General features: G+C 43.4%; 17 protein-coding genes. 12 read left to right on the top strand and 5 right to left on the bottom strand.

The window, feature by feature from the left end:
• Nucleotides 1-9 precede the first annotated feature (9 nt).
• Both LPA49_RS07415 and LPA49_RS07410 read left to right on the top strand, forming a co-directional pair.
• On the top strand, nucleotides 10-924 hold the full coding sequence (locus tag LPA49_RS07415) for a LysR substrate-binding domain-containing protein (RefSeq protein ID WP_074988479.1): 915 nt from the start codon (nucleotides 10-12) through the stop codon (nucleotides 922-924).
• Between the two features lie 419 nt (nucleotides 925-1,343).
• On the top strand, nucleotides 1,344-2,033 hold the full coding sequence (locus LPA49_RS07410; protein WP_143104557.1) for a hypothetical protein: 690 nt from the start codon (nucleotides 1,344-1,346) through the stop codon (nucleotides 2,031-2,033).
• Nucleotides 2,034-2,111: 78 nt separating this feature from the next.
• Here the strand turns inward: LPA49_RS07410 and LPA49_RS07405 are convergent, their stop codons facing one another.
• Nucleotides 2,112-4,499, bottom strand: a complete 2,388-nt coding sequence (locus LPA49_RS07405; RefSeq protein ID WP_230236219.1) for a hypothetical protein — start codon at nucleotides 4,497-4,499, stop codon at nucleotides 2,112-2,114.
• A gap of 113 nt (nucleotides 4,500-4,612) precedes the next feature.
• Entirely contained in the window at nucleotides 4,613-6,070 is a 1,458-nt protein-coding gene (dgt, locus tag LPA49_RS07400; protein WP_065979264.1) for a dGTPase, read from the bottom strand.
• 205 nt (nucleotides 6,071-6,275) lie between these two features.
• On the opposite strand from dgt, the gene LPA49_RS07395 reads away from it, so the two are divergent.
• From LPA49_RS07395 to LPA49_RS07380, 4 genes are read left to right on the top strand one after another with little or no spacing between them, the layout of a single operon-like run.
• A complete protein-coding gene (locus tag LPA49_RS07395; protein WP_230236217.1) occupies nucleotides 6,276-7,703 on the top strand; it encodes a glycerophosphodiester phosphodiesterase family protein in 1,428 nt (475 codons plus the stop codon).
• Nucleotides 7,704-7,714: 11 nt separating this feature from the next.
• Nucleotides 7,715-10,030 (top strand): carboxypeptidase-like regulatory domain-containing protein, encoded by a 2,316-nt coding sequence (locus tag LPA49_RS07390; protein ID WP_074988483.1) that lies wholly within the window; start codon nucleotides 7,715-7,717, stop codon nucleotides 10,028-10,030.
• Between the two features lie 17 nt (nucleotides 10,031-10,047).
• On the top strand, nucleotides 10,048-11,808 hold the full coding sequence (locus LPA49_RS07385; RefSeq protein ID WP_230236215.1) for a hypothetical protein: 1,761 nt from the start codon (nucleotides 10,048-10,050) through the stop codon (nucleotides 11,806-11,808).
• Between the two features lie 12 nt (nucleotides 11,809-11,820).
• Nucleotides 11,821-13,014: an alkaline phosphatase family protein gene (locus tag LPA49_RS07380; RefSeq protein ID WP_230236213.1), complete on the top strand. Its 1,194-nt coding sequence runs from the start codon at nucleotides 11,821-11,823 to the stop codon at nucleotides 13,012-13,014.
• Nucleotides 13,015-13,101: 87 nt separating this feature from the next.
• Here the strand turns inward: LPA49_RS07380 and LPA49_RS07375 are convergent, their stop codons facing one another.
• Nucleotides 13,102-13,638: a hypothetical protein gene (locus LPA49_RS07375; protein WP_065979268.1), complete on the bottom strand. Its 537-nt coding sequence runs from the start codon at nucleotides 13,636-13,638 to the stop codon at nucleotides 13,102-13,104.
• 195 nt (nucleotides 13,639-13,833) lie between these two features.
• On the opposite strand from LPA49_RS07375, the gene LPA49_RS07370 reads away from it, so the two are divergent.
• The 3 genes from LPA49_RS07370 to LPA49_RS07360 all read left to right on the top strand — a co-directional run bounded on the left by LPA49_RS07370 (nucleotide 13,834) and on the right by LPA49_RS07360 (nucleotide 16,672).
• A complete protein-coding gene (locus tag LPA49_RS07370; protein WP_036972486.1) occupies nucleotides 13,834-14,793 on the top strand; it encodes a RimK family alpha-L-glutamate ligase in 960 nt (319 codons plus the stop codon).
• Nucleotides 14,794-14,955: 162 nt separating this feature from the next.
• Complete coding sequence (locus tag LPA49_RS07365; protein ID WP_075593413.1) at nucleotides 14,956-16,104, top strand: benzoate/H(+) symporter BenE family transporter; 1,149 nt, start codon at nucleotides 14,956-14,958, stop codon at nucleotides 16,102-16,104.
• A gap of 256 nt (nucleotides 16,105-16,360) precedes the next feature.
• Complete coding sequence (locus tag LPA49_RS07360; RefSeq protein WP_230236211.1) at nucleotides 16,361-16,672, top strand: cupin domain-containing protein; 312 nt, start codon at nucleotides 16,361-16,363, stop codon at nucleotides 16,670-16,672.
• A gap of 38 nt (nucleotides 16,673-16,710) precedes the next feature.
• On the opposite strand, the gene hemH is transcribed toward LPA49_RS07360, so the two are convergent.
• Together hemH and LPA49_RS07350 are read right to left on the bottom strand one after the other, a co-directional pair.
• Entirely contained in the window at nucleotides 16,711-17,733 is a 1,023-nt protein-coding gene (hemH, locus tag LPA49_RS07355; RefSeq protein WP_074988485.1) for a ferrochelatase, read from the bottom strand.
• Between the two features lie 77 nt (nucleotides 17,734-17,810).
• Nucleotides 17,811-19,118, bottom strand: coding sequence for an HD domain-containing phosphohydrolase (locus tag LPA49_RS07350; protein WP_036972952.1), 1,308 nt, complete (start codon nucleotides 19,116-19,118; stop codon nucleotides 17,811-17,813).
• A gap of 95 nt (nucleotides 19,119-19,213) precedes the next feature.
• Between LPA49_RS07350 and LPA49_RS07345 the strand changes: the two genes are divergently transcribed.
• The 3 genes from LPA49_RS07345 (at nucleotide 19,214) to LPA49_RS07335 (ending at nucleotide 23,758) form a co-directional block, all read left to right on the top strand.
• On the top strand, nucleotides 19,214-20,176 hold the full coding sequence (locus tag LPA49_RS07345) for a sensor histidine kinase (RefSeq protein ID WP_075593414.1): 963 nt from the start codon (nucleotides 19,214-19,216) through the stop codon (nucleotides 20,174-20,176).
• A 72-nt stretch (nucleotides 20,177-20,248) separates the two neighbouring features.
• Entirely contained in the window at nucleotides 20,249-20,893 is a 645-nt protein-coding gene (locus tag LPA49_RS07340) for a UPF0149 family protein (RefSeq protein ID WP_230236210.1), read from the top strand.
• Nucleotides 20,894-21,214: 321 nt separating this feature from the next.
• A complete protein-coding gene (locus LPA49_RS07335) occupies nucleotides 21,215-23,758 on the top strand; it encodes a TonB-dependent siderophore receptor (protein WP_036972479.1) in 2,544 nt (847 codons plus the stop codon).
• The last annotated feature ends 166 nt before the right edge of the window (nucleotides 23,759-23,924 follow it).

The following is a 23,924-nucleotide window of genomic DNA, read 5'->3' as shown; positions in this document are numbered from 1 at the left end:
TAAGCGCATATGAAACTTCCTCCTTTAAAGAGCCTTTGGTATTTTAAGCATGCTGCAAAGCTTGGCAGCTTTAAGCTGGCCGCTGAGCAGTTATTTGTAAGCCAAGCTGCTGTGAGCCAACAAATTCGGCTACTCGAACAGCAACTGGGTTGTGCTTTATTTACCCGTCATACGCGTTACGTTGAACTAACGCGTCAGGGCGAGCAATTGTTGCCTCATGTACTCAAGGGGTTTGATCATTTGCATACGGGTGTGCAGTCATTAAGCCAAGACAGTCACCCAAATACGTTAAACTTATCGGTGCTGCCTTCGTTTGCTAGTGGCTGGTTACTGGGGCGTATCAGCGATTTTCAACACCAATACCCAAACATAAAAGTACGTATTGAACCTAGCGATCAATTGGCCGACTTTTCAACGGGGCAAGTTGATTTAGGTATCCGCTTTGGTCTTGGTAATTACCCAGACTTACAAAGTGAGCTTTTAACCGACGACAGCTTATTTTTAGCTTACAAACCGGGTTTAATTGATGTAACTAAAACGCTTAAGCCGCAAGTAATGGCGCAAAAACTAATAAAAGATATTTGCCCCGATGCCGAACGAGGTTGGTTAACGTTTGCAGAGCAATTAGGCATGAACGCCGATGCGTTACCTTCGCTCGAAATAGACAATGCGGCATTGGTTATACAAGCAACCCTTGCAGGGCAAGGTATTGCTATCGTTCGCCGACGCCTAATAGAAACGCAATTACAACTTGGGCAGCTTGAAATTTACCCCGACTTTGAATACCCATGCCAATTTAAATACTATTTAGCGGGGCCAGCAGAGCATTTTACATGGCACAAGGTGCAGGTTTTTAAAGACTGGTTAATGCGCCAATTTGAGCTTGACGATGAGCAATTTTATAAGCATCAGCAGTCACTTTAATAACTAAGCGGCATTATATTAATTCGCAAGAATACTTAATTATTTTGAGGGGTTAAACCTGTCGCTAGCGGTGCTTAAAATGTTTGATTTACGACTGCATGGATGCAGGAGGTAGCGCAATGCAGGAGCAATTGCCGAGAACAACTCAATAACGACATGTTTGCCGTGTTATCAACGGGATTTTATTGCCCCAAGATTGCTCATTTAATTAAGTGAATAGGTAGTACAGTCTGTTGTAGCAAGAATGATTTAATAGTGGCAGCGCCCAGTGGGTAAATAATGAATACGAGGAGCGTATTCATCTTAGCCATTATTTAAAGAAGAGCGGATAAAGAAGAGCGGAGATTTAACGCAACCGTATTGAATTTTTAGCTAAAAATGGTACTCTGTTCCTCTCTATTTTACAGTGACGTAAATTAATGATTAAATGGATTTTATTCTCTCTGTTATTGTCGCCGTGTGTGTCATGGGCGCAAACAACAGCACCTTCAGTTGAATGCCACGCTATGGAAGCTAAACGCAGTGAACTGCAATCGGCACTGCGTAAAACTCACCTGCTCGACGAAGTTGATGATTACAAACAGCGCATTCAAAACTTATCTGATCGCATTGCATCGAATTGTTTAACCGAAGAGCAAATAGCTGAGCGCAAGTTCGCATTTTATAACCATGATATTGCTTACCTTGAAAATTCGTTAGCGAAACCCTTGTCAGAACAAGCATACATTAGCAAGCAGGCCGCATGGGACCGTTTTTATGTGATCCCGTCTCGTTGCCTTAATAAGCCATTGTCAGTGCAATATTTAGAGTGGTGTATTGAGAATAAGCAAGTGCAGTTTCAGCAGTTTGATATGCTATGGCAGCAAAAGAGCACCCAAACGGTGCGTTCAGAAGTAACATCTAACGACTCATTTCATGAGTTTAAATTACCCAGTAAAGCCGAAAGAACAAAGTTAAGTGCTGAGCGCGAAATAAAGCGCCACACCTACAAGAGTGACTCGTTTTTGCCAAAAAACATTATTCTTTTGTGTGTGCTGGCCGTGGCTGTTTTCTTTTCGTTGATATTTGTTTTTCATTGGTTGATGCGCCCGCGCACCACACTGAAATAAAAAGGGAAAGCACGGTGCTTTCCCTTTTTTTAAAATCTTTATTGATTAAAAAAACCTTTATTTAAAAAACCTTAGTCGCTAGTCGTCGGTTTTGAGTTGTTTGGCGCGTTCTTCGGCGTCGATTAAGGCTTGAGATTTCGGCTGTTTAGCTTTGCTCTCTAACGAGGGTTTTTCTGATGAGTTTGGATCCCACGCAGGGTCTAGCGACAAGTTTGCAAACGGATTGTGTGGCTTACTGTCGGTATGCTCGTCGTTATCATCTTGTTGTGCTGGTTCCTGCTCTTGCTCGGTTTCTGTTAGTGTTTCATCATCGTTTTGCTCTGTATATTCAACCTGAGTGTGCTTAGGCTCTTCGTACAGTTCTTGCTCAAGTGCTTGTAACGCTTTTGCCAAATCGTCGTCGCTAATATCGTCGTCGGTGTTTGATGGCTTAGGTTCAGTAACTAGCGATGGCTGGTCGTTAAATTGATCGGCAAATGATAAATCGTCACCCATTAACGATGATAAGTCGTACTCTGGTACGTCATCTTTTACAGGCTCGTCGTCTGTAAGCGGCTCTTGCTTTGCATACTCGTCGAAGCCGAATGATGAACTGCTAGTAAAAGCAGGCGCTTGTTCAAGCTCGTCATTTTCAAGCTCGTCATTAATAAGCTCATTGGTCAATGGCTCGTCTGTAAGCGGTTCTTGCTTTGCATACTCGTCGAAGCCGAATGATGAACTACTAGTAAAAGCCGGCGCTTGTTCGAGCTCGTCATTTTCAAGCTCGGTACTTTCAAGCTCGTTACTTTCAAGAGCATCACTTTCAAATCTATCGTTTTCAAGAACGTTACTTTCAAGATCATCACTTTCAAGCTCGTTATTTATAAGCTCATTGGTCAATGGCTCGTCGTCTGTAAGCGGCTCTTGCTTTGCATACTCGTCGAAGCCGAATGATGAACTGCTAGTAAAAGCCGGCGCTTGTTCGAGCTCGTCATTTGAAAGCTCATTGGTCAATGGCTCGTCGTCTGCAAGTGGTTCTTGCTTTGCATACTCGTCGAAGCCGAATGATGAACTACTGGTAAAGGCAGGCGCTTGTTCGAGCTCGTTATTTGAAAGCTCGTTACCTTCAAGATCACTGCTTTCAAGGTTGTCTCTTTCAAGAGCATCGCTTTCAAAATCGCTACTTTCAAGCTCGTCATTAATAAGTTCATTGGTCAATGGCTCGTCGTCTGTAAGCGGTTCTTGTTTTGCGTACTCGTCGAAGCCGAATGATGAACTGCTTAACAAGGTTTCAGCTTGTGTGGGCTCAGTATTTTTGGGCTCAGTATCTTTGGGCTCAGTTTCATCTTTGGGCTCTGTCTCGTCGTTGTCGAGTTCAAGCTCATTAAACTGATCCGCATCGGCAAAATCAGTGTGTTGCTCGTGAAAGTCGCGTTCAGCACTAAAGCGGGCAAGTTCCGAAAGCTCATCGTTGCTGTCTTCGTTGTCTGTGGCTGTAAACGAACGACTTTGCTCTAATTCGCTCTCTATGTCGGCGGCTTGTTCTGTGCTTTGCTCTGCAAGTATCGCGGCGGTGGCCGATTTAAGTTCTTCGGCTTCTTTATTTGCGTTTGCGGCAGCTTTTAGTGCTTGCGCTTCTAGTAAGCTGTGTTCAAGTTCAGGATGTGTGTCTTGTTGTTTACTTTTGCGTAATCGTACAATAAACAAACCCGCCACAAGCAGCACTAATAGCACGATTAAGCTGGGCATAAGCAGTGACGTTGACGAACTAGGCGCGGCATTTTGCACCGGGGCTGGTTGTGGTTCTGGTGCAGGCTCTGCGGGTATTGGCGCGGCATCGACTGGTTTTTCTGCCTCTGTTGCTGACACAGGGGGTGTATCAGATGCGGGCTCGCTTTCAAGGTTATCGGTTGAATTATTTGTCTGCGGCGCTGTTGTTTGTGATGCTGTTGTTTGCGGCGTTGCTGTCTGCGCCGTTGTTAGCGCTTCGTTAGTCTCGTTTTGCGGCTGCGGTACGCTCTGCACTGGATCTGTTGTTTCACGCGCTGATACATTGGCAACAGGTTCAATGGCGGCTACATCAGAAATGAGTTCTGGCTCTGATGTAGGCGGCGTATCTTGAGTTGCTTGCTCTAATTGCGTTACGTCGAGGTTTTGTGGCTCAGGTGCTGGAGTATCGTCAGCAATGCCTTGAATGGCAGCCGAGTGCTCTGTTGGGCTTACTGATTTGTTGGGGGTTATGGGGGTTGATTCTGCCGATTGCGCGGTTAACTTTTCAAATGCTTCGACATTGTGGACAGGCGTCGGATTTTTACAGTTCTTTTCATAGTTACGAGCTGCAGAGCGATAATTGCGATTACTCGTATTATTACGAAATTCATGCATTTGTTGTTTTAACAAAATGCACATGGCCTCATTATACTGCGCTTCGCTGGTGAAACTTACACTAGCAAGTATCAGTAAAAGTGTTGTTTTTATAATTGGCATAGTTTCCTGACCAGTAAGGTTAATCTGGTGACCCAAACAATGACTTAATTCTAAGCCTTGATAGGTTTTTTATCCACATTTTGTTAACAAATTAAAATAAATAGCTAAATGAATCAATCAATAACCATTAAAGCGCGGTACTCGTCGTAAGCAAATTGGTCGGTCATACCGCTAATGTAATCTTGAACAAGTCTGCAACGGTAATAAAACTCATAAGCTGCAAAGTGATCGGGCTCTGCTTTTAAGGCATCAATGGCTTTTTGGTAGCTGTTTATGTGTTTATTTGAGAGTTTTTTAACGAGCCGTGTTTCAATTAAATACTGAGGGTCGCCTTTTAAAACCCGTTTAAAGGCGTCGTGGTCAAGGGCGAGTAACGGTTTGTAGCAATCGAGCAAACCGCTAATGATCCGATAACCTTGCAGTTCTAGGCGCTCTACTTCTTTGTGGCAAAATACATGTTTAATGGCCACTTGTTTTAACGTGAGTGTGACTGCATGCAAGTGACTGCGATCTTCCAGTAAGGCTTGGTTAAAGTCGCCGTGGTAAATGGCTTCAATATTGCCAACAAAACGCTCTGCGGCATAATTTACCAAGGGGTGTAGCAAGGTCACGCGTAGGTAAATAAAAAACTCGCTATTATAGTTATACGGCTGCTCGGCGGCTTTACTCAGTGCGTAATCAATGGCTTTTTCGGCAAAGTCACTGTGCTTGGTGTCGTTAAGCGTGAGGTTTGTTAAGGTGCGCGTGTATTGCTCTTTTAATTTTTCGCACAATAGTTCAACGTTTATAATGCCTTTTTCTACAGCGTCTTCTATGTCGGCAAGGCAATACGAAATGTCGTCGGCTGCTTCCATTATGTAACTTGCGGGGTGGCGGCAATACTGCTCTATATCAAGCTCGGTTTGCAGTGCCTCAATAAAGGGTTTTTCGCTAAAGTAATAACCCACTTTTTTCATTAAGTAATTTTTGTCTTGTGGGATGTCTTTTTTAGCCATGCTGGCAGGGCGGGTGTACTTTAATATGCCGGCGCTTTGGCTGTATGTTAGGTTGAGTGAAAGCAAAGAATGAATAATGCGAATACCTTGCGCATTGCCTTCAAAATTTTTGATGTCTTGTGCAAGGTGCTTAAAAATAACATGTATGCCACTGGCTTTGCAGCGCTCTGGCGTGAGCGACTCTAGGTGTTTTTCAAACCATTGGTTTATGGCGGCTTCGCCAAAGTGACCAAATGGCGGGTTGCCAATGTCGTGCATCAAACACGCCATTTCAACAAGGCTCTCTAAGGGCCTTTCTAGGCCTGCAAGGCCATACTCTTTTTGTTGGGCGTCGCTTAACTTATTAAAAATTGTTTGCACTATAAAGCGCCCCACTTGTTGTACTTCAAGAGAGTGGGTTAGCCGCGAGCGCACCGCTGCATTGCGTTCGAGTGGGAAAACTTGGGTTTTTTGTTGTAAACGACGAATGGCGGCACTGTTAATAATGCGCCCCCGATCACTTTCAAGGGCTGTGTGTAACGTGTTGGTTGAGCGCATTTCGCGCGCAGGGGTAATTTTTTTACGAAAGTCGATCATGTTTCATTCCCACGAGGCGCTTCCTATTAGGCTGCTCAGTGTTGTTATCAAAACTGCGATAGTTATTAAATTTAATCTAACAGCTTGTATCTTAAATTAAAATATTTGGATTAATTAAAGTTATTACTTTAAATCGGGACCTCTATTCATATATTATTCAGCTTTACACACTTCTTTATGAGCTCTAATAAAAAAGGAAAGCCTTTTGGCTGTAAATGCAATGATGCAAACTTCGTTTACTAAACCTTTGCTGCTGGTCGGCATTTTACTTATTTGTGTTGGCTTAACGGCCTGTAAAAGTACCCCAGAAGCGACTCCCGAAAGCACGCTCACTGTTGCACAAAAGCAAGCAGTGAAAGCCAAGCAAGAAGCACTGTTTGCCCGAGGTTTCTTTGAGAGCCAACTTGGCAATATTAACTATGTGTCGGCGCGACAATGCAGTGGATTTAACCTACAAAGCCACCGAGGTTCGATTCGTTACGCCGAAAACTCAGTTAATGCAGTGATTGATGCCATTGATAATAACTTTGACGTGATTGAAATTGACGTGCGTATTACCCGCGACGATGTGTGGGTTGTACACCACGATGCGCGTACCGGCCGCGAAACGGGCACGGTCGACAACAAGCGTCGTAAAATTGAGTCGATGAGTTATAAAAAAGAGTGGGGGTATTTACGCCTGCGCAATCAAGATACAGGCTTACTGAGTGATGACTTACCTGCCTCTTTTCGTGAGTTAGCATCGAGCTTTGCGCGTTATCGTAAACCGCATCAAAAGCTTAATATTGAAATTAAATCAAACGCTTCGATCAACGATCTTAAAATGCTCGACTACCTGGCGTATGAATACATTGGTGGCGGTAATTACTTTTTTAGCAGTTTAGAAATGCGCAATTTAACGCGTATGCGTGACATTAACCCCGACATTTATTTAGCGTTTATTCAGTCGCCAGCTAAAGCGTCTATGAACAAGCTTGCCAGTGACTTAAAACGCGGTGCAGGGAGTGACCCTATTTATGAGCGTAACAAAGAACAGCTCGAAAGCTTGCAAGCGTTAGGTAATCGTTATCACCGTGAAAAGCGTTACGACAGCCCGTTGCAGCTCGACAAATTAGCTAAACAGCTGAAGCGTAACTTTGGCTACGTGCTTGATATTCGACACTACAAGCAAACCGCTGCTCGTTTAAAGCCCAGTGCCAAGGCGCGTGGCATTATGATTGCGACTTATTCAATTAACGGTCACGACTATCATGAGCGCAGTTTGTTAGCGCAGTCGCGCTCGGTGCGTCCCGACTCTGTGATTATTGACGACACAGTGTATGGCTTTTGCTCGGTGTTTGAGCTGCCAAACGTGACCCCTTATTTTAGCGATGAAGCCGACGCTAAGTTAATAGCAAGCATGCCCGATGATCTTGATTTAGAGCGCCTAGACGAGCTTAAAGCGTATCAAAGTAACAAGCTTTATCCTGCTGTTGGAGGCACGCTTAAATCGACTCAAGCAGTGAGCTATGTTCCACAGGTTACACAGACGCCTAAAGCACCCAATCTCGAAATTGGCACACGCCAAGCCGATGAAGACTTTAGCTTGGAAACCGACCCAGCGGTTGAATTAGAACTACGTAAAAAGCAATAAAGAACAATACTATGACTACAATAATAAAGCCGTTTTGGTGGCGCTGTCTGCTGCTTGTTTTAGCTACTTTATATTTATTACCCGAAGCAATTTTTAATGCGCAACTTGTGTCGCTCGTAGGGTTAGGCACCCCTTCTGCGGCCGATTTAGAGCACCTCGAAATTTATGGGCGTGCGGTGTCGGGCGTTGGTGTCGCACTGTTATTAGCCGACTTTTTACCCAAAGCCATGGTTGCTAAAGTTGGCCGCGGTGTTGTTTCGTTTATTGCGCTACTTTGCCTTGTGTGGCCGGTGGTGTTTTTTGGGCAAAAGTACGCCATCGAAAAAACGTTAATAGAACCCTCAACGGCTGAGCAACGCCAGTTTGCAACCTATAGCGCAGCGCTGCGTGATGCCTTGGCAATTAACTCAATTAAAGTAAACGACCTTGATTACAACCCCGAACAGTTGCACAGCTCAGAAAACCTGACTTTTTTAGCGTTGTTTGGTGGCCTACTTTATAGCGATGCGGCACTGTCTGATAACCTTGAGCAAGATAAGCGTAAAATTATTGCCTCTTTCGTGCAAAAGAAAGCGTATCAAGATTTTGATAAACATTATAAAAATTACAGCCAGTTGTACGATGAGCTGGTGGTTAAGTACAAAGCCTACGCACAGGGCAGTAAAAAATATAACCACACGTTAGCCAGCATAGGTGAGCGCGAGCAAGGTTATTGGCAACAGGTTGAGCAAGAAATCAACAGCGGGTGGAATAAGTATCAACAAGCGCAAAAAGCCCATATTGCTAAAGCCTCTGCGCGTGCACAAAAGTACGGCCCTAAAATATACGATTACCACAATAGTATTGCGAAGTGCCGTGAGCGCTACGATAAAAGCAGCGAAAAAGACCGCCGTAATCGCTGTTACGAACGTGAAGCGGCCGATTACCGAAGCACCATTTTAAAAGCCGGTATTGGTTACATTGAGCCAGACTATTGGTTAATAGAAGAAGATGTCTCGGTAGCAGAAAACGCCGCAGGCACTATTTTAATGGGTGTGCTAACGGGCGGTGTTTACACTGCATTGCAAGCGGCAAGTTTAGCGACCGGTGGCGACGGCGGCTTTAAAGATAAGCGGTATAAATACACCGACGACCCTGATCATTATCAACTACGTTTTTTACAGCATCCTAATTTTCATAAAATGTTTGTTAAAGAAACGGGTTACCCGTTTACCCTTGAAAACTTAATGGCGTTTCGTGCACACGACACCACGCAACAAAAGCTGCGTGCCCATTTTGCAAGCAAAGGCCTTGAGCTTGATAGCACGTGGAATGTTAATCAACGTCAGGTATTTGCTAATGCCGTTGCGACTAAAGTCACTCAAGAAGCGACAAACCAATGGCAAAGTGAAATGCGCAAACGGGGTATGAGCTTACAGCCTAACTTAAGCTGGGTTGAGTTTCAGTTACACCCAGAAATTCAAGCCAAAATCGCCGATCGTATGGGCGACTTATACGTGAAAAACATTCGCGCAGACTGGAATAAAAAGAACTTTAAAGATCAGGTGCTTGATCCGAATATTGAAAAACGCACCGACAAGTACGTAGCCATGCTTAATAGCGCTGAAGGTAAATTTGCCGATGGCGGTGAGTACGCACAGTACGGTAAACAGGCGCTGCGTTCGGTGATTATTCCGCCTATTTCAATGTCGTTATCGTTATTTTTAATTTGTTTAACGTTTAGCAAGCTGCCGTTGAAATTATGGCAACTTATTAAACCTGCCCAAGAAAAGCAGCCAACAACATGGCTGAGCGTACTGCAAAAACTGATAATGCCTGCCGTGATTTTAATTGCCCCAGTGCTCTTTATTCATAATAGCTTTACCGAAGATGAGCAAAGCCCGGTTAACTACTTTTTAGACAAAGTGGATGAGTCGAGTAATCCGGTATTTAGCTACGCGATTCGTTGGACTCTTCATGCCCAGCCGGTACTGCATCCTTTAGGCTTAGCCTTTGAAGAAAAACTGCATATATACGAGCGTTTTAGCCCGATGAGCCATGCGCTGGCACAGGTTGATATTTTACGTCACGAGACGGCAAATTTAAGCGCCGAGCAACAATCTCGCAGACAATATTTGGTTGAGCAAAAAACCAAACTGACCATTGCCACCAATGCACCTAATGCCACGGTTCGTATTATGAATATAGGTCCTAAGTACCGCCCAGGAATGACTTTAAAAACGGGCGCGTACGATATTCAGGTGTCGGCACCGGGGTATAAAACGTATCGTCGTTGGCATCAAATAGAGGCTGGCGAACAAACATTAACAATTGATTTAAGTAAATAATTAAGCAAGGAATGACTATGCAACATTGCCAAAATACGGTGTATGCTACCGATCTTCACTGTTGTGATTGTGGTGAAGCTCTTGAGCAAAAAAGACAAATGCACACGGTTGAAGAGCTCAACCCAGACTTGCTTGCTGAAGTAAAACACTACTCGCCACAAGCCTGCACTATTACCGGTGTTGTTAAATCGATGTACTACTATAAGCGCCGTTATAAAACCAATAATGACGATATGTTATATGGCTATTGGTGGTTAGAAGTTGAAGACAAACACGGCCAGATTCACGAGTTTAGCGTGGATGCTGAAAAAGAGGTGATTGCTAATTTACAAAAGGGCAATGTGATCACTGCATTTCAGCCAAGCCCTTTGACACTAAATTACCGAATAGCAAACAACGACGCGATTAAAGTCGTGAAGAATAACCGCTTTATGCCAATTGTGATTGTGCACTTTGCTGATCAACAATACCGCAGTTGGGATAGCAGCATTAACCGAGTCTACACCGGCGGGACTGTGCTATGGCTTGTATTGGGCTTTATTACATTTTTAGTGATGCTATTTGCTGCCAAACTTGAGTTTGTGCCGGCATTATTAGCAACCTTGCCTGTCGCTATCGGGGTATTTATTGCAGAACATAAATACCATAAAAAAGCCAAGGCCAAAAAGGAAGCACACTACGATGCGATTTTAGCGGCCACCGATGTCATGTTATCAACCAGTCAAAATCAATTGGGGTATCACATGCTTGCTCGCTTGCCGAGTAAGTCCGATGTAATTTGTATTTCGTGTCAGCAGCGTATTAGTAAAGATGCCGCACACTGTTATTGTTGTGGTGTTAAGCAGCATGTTGAGCCGGTAGCATCGGTTTTGGCAGATGACGAGCAAAGCACAGAAAACCAAACGGTGAGTGCAGAGCGAAAGGCTGAATCACATTTAGTTAAACCAACCACTATTGCTGATCTTGAACACGCCATAATGGGTGAATACAGCCTAGACTACAAAACAAACTATGTGCATAAAAACGTGTGGGCGCGTAATGAAAAGGGCACTATTCGTCACCGTGCCGTGCTAGGTAAAGTATTAGACAAAGCACAAAGCGCGCACGCCAATGAAACCCGTGAAACAGTCACTACAACAGAAACCACCACCACCTACCGTGGCGGTAATTATGTTGGCACCGATGTGACAGAGCGCGTTCAGGTATACCGTAATCGTAGCACGACCCTAAAAGGTGAGATCATGCTCGAAACAGCCTCGGGCGAGCCGTATATTTTTAAAGCCGGTGAAGACTTATTAGGGTCTGTCGATGTCGGTGATTGGGTTTACTATGCCTACAGTGATGTAGAAACACAGCGTTATTCAAAGTACTACCGTGAGTATGCGGTGAATGTGAGTAAAGATATTAAATATGATTACTCATCAGTTAAACGCTTTGGTATGGTGCATGGTTTTAACCGTATGGTAATGCTAGGCCTTACATCAATTGGCTTGGCTTGGTATTTAGACCCGCAAGATTTTTATCCACTGGTGAATGCGCTTGTGCCAGACGCCGGCATTGAGTTACTTGATCAATACCCGCAAGTCGTGGAGCATTTAGATGGCTTTCCTGTTGTGGTATTTATTGTGTTAAGTGTGGTTACTGGGCTGTGGGGATTTATGTATAGCTTAGCAAATGGTACACGTTTAAAACGCAGTGTGAAAAAGCTTGAAAGCACGATCACAAAATTTTCAAAAGAGTACGGTAACATACTCGAACGAATCAAAAAATTAAACTAATAAGGGTTTTGTATGCGTATTTTTCAGTTACTTTTAGCAGGTTTGTTAATCATAAGTGGAACGGTAAAAGCTGATAGTGAGCAGTCTGTTGTGCTTATTTCGATAGATGGGTTTCGCTGGGATTACATTGAAAAACACCGCGCATCTGCGTTAAAAGCAATCAGTGAACAGGGTGTAAGGGCAACCAAAATGCGCCCTGTTTATCCAACTAAAACTTTTCCTAATCACGTGTCGATTATTACGGGGTTGTTGCCAGTTAACCACGGTATTGTTGATAACCGTTTTTGCGATACACAGCGCAATGAGTGTTACAGCATGGGCAAAGGCAAAGACGACAGCACTTGGCTAAATGGTATTCCGCTTTGGAACCTTGCACAAATGCAGGGGGTTAAAGCGGCAACCTATTTTTGGCCAGAGTCTGATGCGCGCTTTAACGGCATGTTGCCTGATTACTTTTATCACTATTCTAAGCACAGTGATTACCAAAAACGTGTTGATCAAATTATTCAATGGTTAAGCTTACCAAAAGAAAAGCGCCCACGTTTGGTGGTGAGTTACTTTTCGTTGGTAGACAGTATGGGGCATGAGTATGGCCCTGATGCAAAGCAAACCTTTGATGCAGTAAAAACCTTAGATGCCCTAATGGCAGACTTGCACACACGCTTAAAAGCGCTTGATGAGAATATTAATTTGGTGATTGTTTCTGATCATGGCATGTCGACAGTTGATCCCCAACAGAGCATCAAAATTAGTCAGCTACCAGAGGATGATAACTTCATTGTTAAAAACACCGGTCCGCGCGTGCTTTATTACGCCAAACCAGATAGCCAAGCCGATATTGCGGGGTTTAGCAAAAAGCTTGCTAAGGCGGCAGATGGCCGATACATCGTTTTAAATGATCAACAAAAGCGTGATTATCATTACGATAAAGGCCCGCGTGTGGGGGATATTATTTTACAAACGACTGCACCGCGCGTATTCACCGACAGCAAAATGGCGCCTTATTTAGGCACCCATGGTTACGCATACACCGATGATATGGCCGCCACATTTATTGCCACCGGCCCTGCGTTTAAAAACGGTATGCAACTTGATGAAGTGAGTAACTTAGATGTGTATCCGCTTATTGCAAATATATTAGGCCTGAAAATTTTAAGTCCTATCGACAGCGATGGCGCGACTTTGTGGCCAGTGTTAAAAAAGTAATACGCGGCTTAAAAGCAAAGAGCGAGCGTGTAGTGCGATGTAAAACCGCGGCTACAAACTCGCCCTTTGTTGCTTCAATCTTGTCACTTACAGCTTGGTAACCCAACCATACTTGCCATAACTTTCAAATTGGTAGTTTTCGTTACCCGCATTAAACTGCCCGTGTAAGGTATTTTCTGTCAGGGTCATAACGGCTTGATGGTAGTTTTGTGCGTGATCATTTAGTTTACCAAACACACTGCGATCACCGTTGCTGGCTTCAATAATGTCGGTAATTTCGACGGTGTAACTTAGGTATTCGTCTACCTTCAAAATATACTGATCACCGGTTTTTAAGGTTTTGAGTGTTTCAATATCAAACTCACTAAATGCGGTATCGCTCAGCGTTTTAGGTAAGCGCCTTTGTTTGTACAAGTAGTCGTGCGCTTTGTTTGAAAGCTGATTAAGGGGCGCGGTTAAGTTAACAATAGGCTGAGGAGCAATAAATTGCTCATCTGATTTGTATGCAATAACAGGCTTTTCAGCGCTTGGCGTAGATATAAAGCCATCGCTTTGAATATGCCATTCGTTAAGCGCAAATGCACTGATTGGAAGAATGAAGATTAATGCAAGCGTCCTGTTCACATGTTTCTCTTACGGGTTTTAATGTTAACTTAATGTAAGTTTTTACCTTAAATTAACTTAATGGTCAATAGTTGTTCTATCAATGCTGCTTTTGGTAATCGTGACGATAAAATTTATTTGTTTTACTCGGGCTGCAATGCTGCGCATAATCCGCGTTTTTTTGTCACTTAAACCCCAAGACTAGAGGTACTAACCATGCGTGGGTGGATCATTTATAAAGACAGTTCGGGCTTGTTAAAGCAAGAAACCTATGAAGTTGAGCGTTTACTTGCAGCTGCCAAAGAAGAGGGCATTGATTTACAAGTTTTTTCGCCTGATCAATTTGATTTAACCATTACCCGCGAAGATGGCAAAAGCATTTTGATTGATGGTCAATCCGTTGCACTACCTGATTTTGTTATTCCACGTATGGGCGCGAGCACAACGTATTTTGCTTTGGCTATTATTCGCCACCTTGAGCGTTTAGGTGTGTATTGCGTGAATAGCTCGCAGTCAATCGAAACGGTGAAAGACAAGTTATTTGCACAGCAAATTTTAGCTGAGTGTAATTTACCAACCCCTAATACAATGCTCGTAAAGTTTCCGGTAAATATTGATTTAGTTGAAAAACAAATTGGTTTTCCGGTAGTGATTAAAACGTTATCGGGGTCGCAAGGCAGTGGTGTCTTTTTATCAAAGTCGAAAGAAGAGTTTGATGATCTTATGCAGTTAATCGAGGCTGCAAACCCACAAGCAAACATTATTTTGCAGCAGTTTGTTAAGTCGAGCCACGGTCGTGATTTGCGTGTACTTACTATCGGTGGACGTGCCGTTGCATGTATGGAACGCAACTCGCAGGGTAAAAACTTTAAAGCAAATGTCAGTGCGGGTGGTACAGGTAAGTCATTCCCAATTACCCCTGAAATTGAGTGGCTTGCAACACAAACGGCCAACGTTTTAAAGCTCGATGTAGCGGGCATCGATTTATTATTTGACGAGCAGCATTTTAAAATATGTGAAGCAAACTCAAGCCCTGGCTTTGAAGGCCTAGAAGGTGCATTGGGCATTGATGTCGCAAAAGAAATTTTGCACTTTATTCGTATCCGCTTAGGTATTTTTGACAAGCCCGTAGCGAAAGAAGTAAACGAAGAAGTGGTTGATCAAACTGCCGCTTAGTGATTACTTAACCGAAAGATGCACAAATACGGCCACCGCGACTAGGTGGCCTTCTGTATAGTAAATTACTCTTCAAATACTACAAAAGTGTACAGTGTCAACGTGTGCTTCTTGCGATAAGGTAGGTTTTTATCTGCATGTTTTGCAAGGAGTCTCCCCTTTATGAGTCAACTGATCAGTCGAGCAACCGCGGGCTTAGTGGCGGTGATTATTGGCTTTACCAGCTCAATTGCATTGATATATCAATTAGTGATGGTGCTAGGCGGTACCCCTGATTTAGTGGCCAGTTGGGTATTAATGCTGGGGCTTGCGATGGGAGTAAGCTCTATTGCATTGTCGTATTACTATAAAGTGCCCATTTTGGTTGCGTGGTCGACCACGGGCGCTGCATTACTTATTTCAAGCGCGCAAGGCTACACCTTAAACCAAGCTGTTGGGGCGTTTATGTTCTCGGCGGTGTTGGTGTTTTTATGCGGTATCACCGGTATTTTCGAAAAAATGATGAACAAAATTCCCAGTCAATTGGCCTGTGCTATGTTGGCGGGTGTCTTGGTGAATTTTGGCATTGATGTGTTCAATTTTATGAACGAATTGCCCTTAGTGATTGGCGTGATGGTGGCTGTTTATTTATGTGGTAAACGTTATTTCCCCCGTTTTGCGATGTTAGCCGTTGTTGTGGTTGGCTTTTTAATGGCAGCAATGACCGGACAAATTGATACAAGCAGTTGGCAATGGAAATTAAGCAAGTTTACATTTATTGCGCCAGAGTTTGATTTAAATGCCATGGTCAGTGTGGGCTTACCGCTGTTTATTGTGACGATGACATCGCAAAACTTACCGGGCATCGCTGTGTTAAAAGCACATCATTATAAGGCTCCGGTCTCGGCTGCTTTAAATGTTACGGGGCTTTTAAATGTGTTTATCGCGCCATTTGGTGGGTATTCGATTAACCTTGCGGCGATCACTGCGGCAATTTGTATGAGCCCCGAAGCCGATAAAAATCCCGATAAGCGTTATTGGGCAAGTATTGCTGGTGGTGTGTTTTATATCATTATGGCGTTACTGGCTGCGACATTAGTTGGTTTAGTCGCCAGTTTACCGCAAGCACTTATTTTAGCATTAGCGGGTATAGCCTTGTTTGCCACGATTGCCAGTAGTTTACAGCAAGCGTTAACAGAGGCTTATTATACCGAGGCAGCCATAGTGACATTTTTAGTGACGGCTTCAAACCTGACCTTGTTCACGGTTGGTTCGGCATTTTGGGGGATTGTTGCAGGGGTAATAACCTTAGTGATGACACGCAAAGATTAGGGGCTATTTAAACTAATCCGCAATGATGCTTAATCATTTTGAGGGATTAAACCTGTCGCAAGCTGTGTTAAAAATGTCTGATTTACGACTGCATGGATGCAAGAGGCTGGAGGCTGGAGGCAGGAGGTACAGCAATGCAGGAGTAATTGCCGAGAACACCTCAATAACGACATGTTTGCCCAGTTATCAACGAGCTTATATTGCCCAAAATAGATCACTTAATTAAACAAATTAGTATTAAAGGTGAAAGTAACAAATGAAAGTAATACGAAGTCATGAATTTACTGCCGACCGTGCATGGGGCGCATTAGATATCGCCACAATGAACGGCATTACAACCCGTTTGCATTGGACGAATGAGCCTTACGAGTGGCACACCAACGATGGTGAAGAAGTGTTTGTGGTGTTAAGTGGTCAGGTTGAGATGCTTTATAAGCAACAGGGTGAAGTATGCGCTGAGCTGTTAAATGCCGGAGATATCTTTTATGCCAGTGTTGGCACTGAGCATGTGGCTCACCCAAAAGGTGAAGCGCGTATTTTGGTGGTCGAGACACATGGCAGCGTGTGAGTATCAATTAGGCCCTAGTAACTAGGGCCTAACTATAATTACTTAAGCAAAGGCTTAATAACTTCATACATGGCGTTAATGTGGTCATCGCGCGTATTAAGTGCAGGAATATAACGGTATTTTTCACCGCCTGCATGCTCGAATATTTCGCGGTTTTCGCCTTCTATCTCTTCTAATGTTTCTAAGCAATCGGCGCTAAACGCAGGGCTAATTATGGCAATATCTTTAATGCCTTGTGCGGGGTAACTCTCAAGCGTGGCATCGGTGTATGGTTTTAACCATTCTGCTTTACCAAAACGGCTTTGGAACGTGGTCACCGCTAAGTCTTTGTCTAAGCCTAGCTTTTCTGACACTAAACGCGTGGTTTGCATGCAAAAACAGTAGTAAGGGTCGCCATTTTCTAAAAATAGTTTTGGCATACCATGATACGAAAATACCAGTTTTTGCGGTGTACCATGGGCATTTAAATCTTCGCTGATACTGGCTGCTAACGCATCAATGTAAATAGGGTGGTCGTGGTAGCCGTTTATAAAGTGAAGCTCGGGTACCCAGCGCCATTTTCGTAATACGTTCGACACAGCATCAAACGTTGAACCAATCGTTGTGCTTGAGTATTGCGGATAAAGCGGCAGCACAATAACGCGGGTAATGCCTTTTTCGCGCAGTGCTTCAAGCCCCGCTTCAATCGATGGATTACCATAACGCATTGCCATAACAACGTCGGTATCTTGATGGCCTTTCTCTTTTAAAATTGCGGCGAGTTTTTCGCTTTGTTGGCGTGTGATATGCGTTAATGGCGAACCGTTTTCTGTCCATATACTTTTATAAAGTGCAGCAGAGCGCTTTGGGCGAAGCGTGAGTACAAAGCAATACAGGATGATCATCCAAATGAAGCGCGGGATTTCGACAATGCGTGGATCAGATAAAAATTCGCGTAAGTAGGTTCTGAGTGCCGCTGTGGTTGGGGCATCAGGGCTGCCTAAGTTGGTCAATAAGATACCGGTTTTTTTATTAAATCGGCCATCATGAGGCTTATCTGTTATAGCGGAAAATCGCGACACTGATCGCTCCTTTAGAAGTAAAAGTAATATAAATCACATTGTAACGAAGTAGCGATAATAAGTGATCACTTTATTCGTTAATTTTTGATCATGATCCTGAAAGGATTCGGTTTTTTCGCTTCGAGCTGCTGTAACTTACTTATCGATTTAGGGCCAAATACATGCCCTTTAGGTAAGAGCAAAATTCCATCGTAGTTTCTCAGGGCATGCCCAAGCACCATGCCGTTTTTTAACTCGTTTGCATTAATGATTTTCATGCTGCCAACGAGTTGGTTACTGGCGCAGCTAATTTTTAATCCACTTAAAATCTCGAGCAATTTAGGATGGTAGTAGGTGCCACTGTAAAGTTGTAATTGCCCCAGTGCATTTTCGAACTTGCTGTTTCCCAGCGAACTGACTTGAGCCACGGCTTGCCAAAAGTCGCGAGAAATAGCCAAAATCATAGCGGTTATCGGGATGTCTGCGCCTTTTAATCCTTTTGGAATACCATTGCCATTGTATTGCTCAAATTGGTAATAAATGGCTTCGGATACATCGTGTAAATGCGTTGCGGGCATTAACATAAGTTGCGCGGTGCTTGGGTGCGTATAAAAAAGCTTTTTTTGATTTTCGTTTAATTCACGCGTGGGCTTTTTATACAGGGCTGGCTCCATTGCCAATAAGCCAATTTGCGCTAAATAGCCTGCCATTTCGGCCATTTCTATGTGTTTTTTATCTAACCCAAGTGCCTGCGCAATTTGCTTGCAGGTGTTCGCTATATTTTGCGCTTGAATACCATCTAGGTATGGGTTGGCGTTGATAAAATTATATAAAATCTCGAAAGTTGTGCGGTGTTCGTGTTTTTCACGTTCGTTTGCTTCTTCAAGCTGTTTAAGCACTTTACGTATTTGTTGGGTGCGTTTTTCAACCATCTGCTCAAGGTTATTATTGAGCTCTTTTAGTTGGCTATTTTGGGCTTTAATTTTTTGCTCAAGTTGCTTGTTTTTACGTTTTAAAGAGGTTTTTTCGATACCGTCATGAATGTTGCGTAACAACAGCTCATTTTGCCAAGGTTTTTGAATATAAGCGTGAATTTTTCCTTTATTTACAGCGGCAATGGTATTGTCGATATCGGAATAGCCGGTTAATAAAATACGCTGTGTATCGGGGGCAATGTTGATTGCTTGTGCAAAAAAGTCTGCGCCATCCATACCGGGCATGCGCATGTCACAAATGATCACATCAAAGGTGAAACTGTCTAAAAGTTTTAGTGCTTCAATGGGCGAAAGGCTGGTTTTAACCGAAAGATTATTTGCCGTTAACAACCTAACTAAGGTGCGTAAAACAATTTCATCGTCATCAATGCATAAAACCTGAATATGTTCTTTATTAAGTTGTTTTGCCATACCACATTGCTTTGAATCATCTTTAATCAATAACATAGCCTTAAATTAGGGCTTGTGCTAGGTTTTATAAGAGATGAGCTAAGTTTGAGGCTAAAATGGGTGATTTTAAACAAGCCTATTTACTAGAAAAAGCGGCGCGTGAACAAGCGGAGCAATTGTTAGCAGATAAAAGCCGGCTGTTGGTTGCATTAAACAGTGAACTTGAACAAAAAATTGCTGATTTAGAGCATCATCAGGCGATGTTTATTCAGGCCGAGAAAATGGCAACACTCGGCACGCTTTGCGCGGGTGTTGCGCATGAAATTAATAATCCACTGGCTTACAGTATTAGTAATGTTGACTGTTTAAAAGATTACTGTGATTTTTTTAGTGAGTTGCTTAGTGCATGTGACAAGTTTGCCAAGCGACACATTGAAAGAGATGTTTTTTCTGAGCAATTGACGCAACTGAATAAAAAGCATGAATTTAATTATGTAGCCAACGACTTGCCCGAGCTAATTAGCGACACAGCCCAAGGCTTACAACGGATCCGTAAAATAGTTGCAAACTTGCTCGATTTTTCGCGGCCTAAAGGGCACGAAAAGCAATTTGCCGATATGACTGATGCGGTGAAAAGTGCCGTAAAACTGTTAGCAAATCAGTTAAACGATTACCACTTACACACCCACTACAGTCCTATTTCGATTAGCTGGTGTAATTTGCCTGCGATAAGCCAAGTTGTCGTTAATATTTTAATAAATGCCAAGCAAGCATGTGACAGTAATCGCTCAGAGGCACAGATTACGGTGTCGGTGTATGAGATTGAGCATCATATTTACATTGATATTGAAGACAATGGCGAGGGAATGTCCGAGCAAACAATGGCTAAAATTTATGATCCCTTTTACACCACAAAACCTGTAGGCGAGGGAACCGGTATGGGCATGACCATGGCATACGCTATTGTGCATGAGCATCAAGGTCGGATTGATATTCAAAGTACACAAGGTATGGGAACGCGTATTAGCTGTGTGTTTCCGATCCTCAGTCATGTAAGGCAAGTTGTTGACAATATCTAAGTTGTTGCAAAAAAATGTGGATTCGCTAGTGTAGGAATACACCCTAACAAAGGCAAAATATAAAGGCTCAATATGCTTAATAAAGAAAGTGCAGATGTATTTAAAAATTATCTCGCAAGTCAAAGCGAAACACAGCAGGTTAGTTTAGACCAAGTAATCGGTTTTATGAGTGGCTTGTTAGCGTGTTCTGAGTTTTTTGGCGAGTCTGAATTGGCTAATTACATAGCCGACGGAGACGAAACGGTGTTTAACACGTTAATGACTGAGTCAGCCCCTCGTGATGCGATGATTGAGCTGCTTGATAATGTAACGGAAGCACAAGTTGAGCAAAAAAAATTACTCGTACATTTATACCCAGATGAAGTGAAAGCCAACGAGCCAAGCCAAGCATTGCAAGATTTTTGTAGTGGCTATATTGCAGCCTATATTGTTAACCAAGATATCTGGCATAGTGATTTACAATTTTTGTTGAAAGCCGATGAACAGAATGACAACGAAGGTGATGGTCAGCTGTTTATTGATAATTTTGAAGCAACGCTTGATTTACTCACAACCTTAGCCATGTGGGATCAGGCGCTTGCAAATCACCCCGAGCCTGATAAGTTAGGAGAAGGTTTTGCGACCTTTTTTACCGCGTTAGATGAAAGCTTGTCTGAGATTGCAACGATGGCGCTGATGCTTGAAGATGAAAAACTCGCGATGATAGAGCAAGAATAACCTCACCCTGTTAATAGCAGAGATAAGTGTGTGGTTGCATTTTCTTGCTTATTTCTGCTTATTAAATAATCAAAAGCCCTTTCTTTAATCACTTAATAGTACAAATGGGTATAATTATACCTAAGTCGTAGCTAATTTTTCTTTCTTTTCATTTTTTTGTTGATAGGATGTTTTGTAAAGGTTAACTCGCAGGCTTGAGTTAGCTTTCAAAATTAAGATTTTATAAATCTATAACACGTGCTTAATGCTTTTCCTTTGTTTCTCCCTGTGGGGCGCTTTATTTTTTAGCTTTGGAAAAGCCAGAATATCAACAGGATTCACATGACAACACATTCTTTTAGTATGCTGGCTATTGCCGTCAGCGTCGCTGTGTCGGCGACTTCACTGCAGGCTGCTGAGCAAGCAACAGACGTTCAAGCTGATAAAAATATTGAACAAATTTCAGTTTTGGGATCGCGAGTAGCAAACCGCACTGCGACCGAATCAAGCTCTCCTATTGATTTAATTGATGCTGATACCCTGAATAAAGGGGGCTTCACTGAACTTGGCCAAAGTTTACAAGCGACCGCACCGTCTTTTAACTTTTCTCGTACGCAAGTGTCAGATGGGTCTGATTTATTTAGACCCGCGACTCTGCGCGGTTTACAGCCAGATCAAACGTTGGTGCTTATTAATGGTAAACGTCGTCATAATCAGTCTATTTTTGGCCTAAACGGCACTGTGGGCGCGGGTGCAGCGGGAACCGACATGAACGCTATTCCGCTTAGCGCATTAAAAGGGGTTGAAGTATTGCGTGATGGCGCAGCGGCGCAATATGGCTCTGATGCAATTGCAGGGGTGATTAACTTATCACTTAACGATTCTACCGGTGTGACAACGGGCTATGTGCAAGCAGGTAGTACGGGCGAAGGCGACGGCGATACGATTTCGATTGGTTTAAATCGTGGTTTTGATTTAGGCGACGAAGGGGGGTTTATTAATTTTTCGGCTGAATACCGTAATGCTGATGGCACTAATAGAGCCGAGCGTGATACGGGTGGGTCGTTAGATGTCCCTGCTGGCACATTATCTGACGATGTCCGCTGGGGGCAAGGTAATGCTGACAGCGAGTTTACGTCACTTTTTTATAATATGGCACTCCCGCTGGGTGACACTGAACTTTACTCATTTGGTGGCTATTCAAACCGAACAGCATTAGGGAATGGTTTTTACCGTAACTATAATCAGGCCGCAAAGAATGTGGTGCAAGTATACAGCGATGGCTTTTTACCTCGTATAGACAACGAAGCCGAAGATATTTCATTTGCAGTGGGTCTGCGTGGCGAGCTGAACCCTGACTGGGGTTATGATGTGTCTGCTGTGTACGGTGAAAATAGCTATGATTTCACTTCAAAAAATACCTTAAATGCCTCTTATGCTGCTGAATATGTAGCTAATAACCCAAATGCGAGTGATGCAGATATTGCTGCTAATGCGGGCCCACGAGGCGGGTATTCGGGCGGGTTTAGATTTGATCAAGCCACCGTTAATGCCGATTTAAACGGCGTTGTTAATATTGGCCGCAGTGAGCCTGTGTATGTGTCGGTGGGGGCTGAGTACCGCAAAGAAAACTATCAAATTGTCCCAGGCGAAGAAGCATCCTATGCGTGCGGCCTTGCTAATACAGACACTTCTTACCCAGCGGTAAACGATGACAGCGTATTTGCTGAATGTGGTTTTCAGGCTTATAACGGCCTTCGTCCTGAGGCATCAAACAAAGAAAGCCGCGACAGCTATGCATTTTATGTCAATGCTGAAACCTTGCTGACAGATGCATGGCAAGTGAGTACGGCACTGCGCTATGAAGATTTCTCTGATGCGGGTGACGACATCATTGGTAAATTAGCGACACGCTATGAAATCTCGGATGATTTTGCAGTGCGTGGTGCAATCTCATCGGGTTTCAGAGCGCCTTCATTACAGCAAAGTGCTTACACGGCTTACACCACTAACTTAGGTGCGGGTGGGGTATTATTGCAGTCATTTACTGCAACGGCGGGATCTGATTTTCCTTCAGCACTGGGCGTTGATAACCTTGGCCTTGAAAGCTCAGAGAACCTAAGCGCAGGTTTTGTTTATAACGTGAGCAGTGAACTGTCGTTAACCGTTGATTTTTATCATGTTGAAATTAAAGACCGCATTACGCTTGGCAGCTTAATGTCTGCGGATGATGTAGCCTTTAGCCCTGCGGCTGTGGCTGCATTGAACGCCACTGGCGCACAGCAAGCGAACTACTTTTCAAACTCGGTAGACTCAACCACGAAAGGGGTTGATATTATTGCCTCGTACCGTACTGATTTGTACGACGGTAATTTCTCAGCAACGTTTGCTGGTAACATTAACGACACCGAAATTGATAATGTTAATGCCCCAGAGGGGATCCCTGAGTCGATTGCACTGGATGATTTGCAGCGTAGCTTTTTAACAGATGGTCAACCAGGTGAGCGTGCAACGCTTACGTTTGAATATGATCGTGGCGACTTTAACAGTATGTTGCGCTTTAATTATTATGGCGAAACAGACGTTAAGTACTTTGGTAATGACCATATTGGCTTACCAGATGAGCTTTCACCTACAGGCGAATTTAAAGATACCAGTACGGTAGAGTCTGCGGTTTTAGTTGATATTAACGTGGGTTATCAGTTAACTGATGAGCTTATGCTGTCGGCAGGTATTGATAATATCTTCGACGTGACCCCTGATGAGTTAGGCGAAGATGAAGCACTTGATTTTATCACTAACCAAGCGTTTAAGTACCCTGTACGTGCCTTGCCTTATGGCTTTGATGGCATGACCTACTATGCAAAACTTAGTTTTAGCTTTTAATTCCTATATTGAAATGAAGTTTAAATAGCGCCGAAAGGCGCTATTTTTTTGTCTTTGCGAAGGTGCATACTAATACTTAATTAAGCACAGTGGTATACGTATAGCGCCCTGCATTTATAAAACGCAGCTGGGGTAAAGCAAAGCGTATAGCAGCGGTTTAATTCAC

The sequence above is a fragment of the Pseudoalteromonas sp. MB41 genome, from assembly GCF_020966275.1.
GTDB classification, from domain to species: domain Bacteria; phylum Pseudomonadota; class Gammaproteobacteria; order Enterobacterales; family Alteromonadaceae; genus Pseudoalteromonas; species Pseudoalteromonas lipolytica.
Note: the sequence above shows the minus strand (reverse complement) of the source record. Positions and strands in the feature narration are given on the sequence as shown.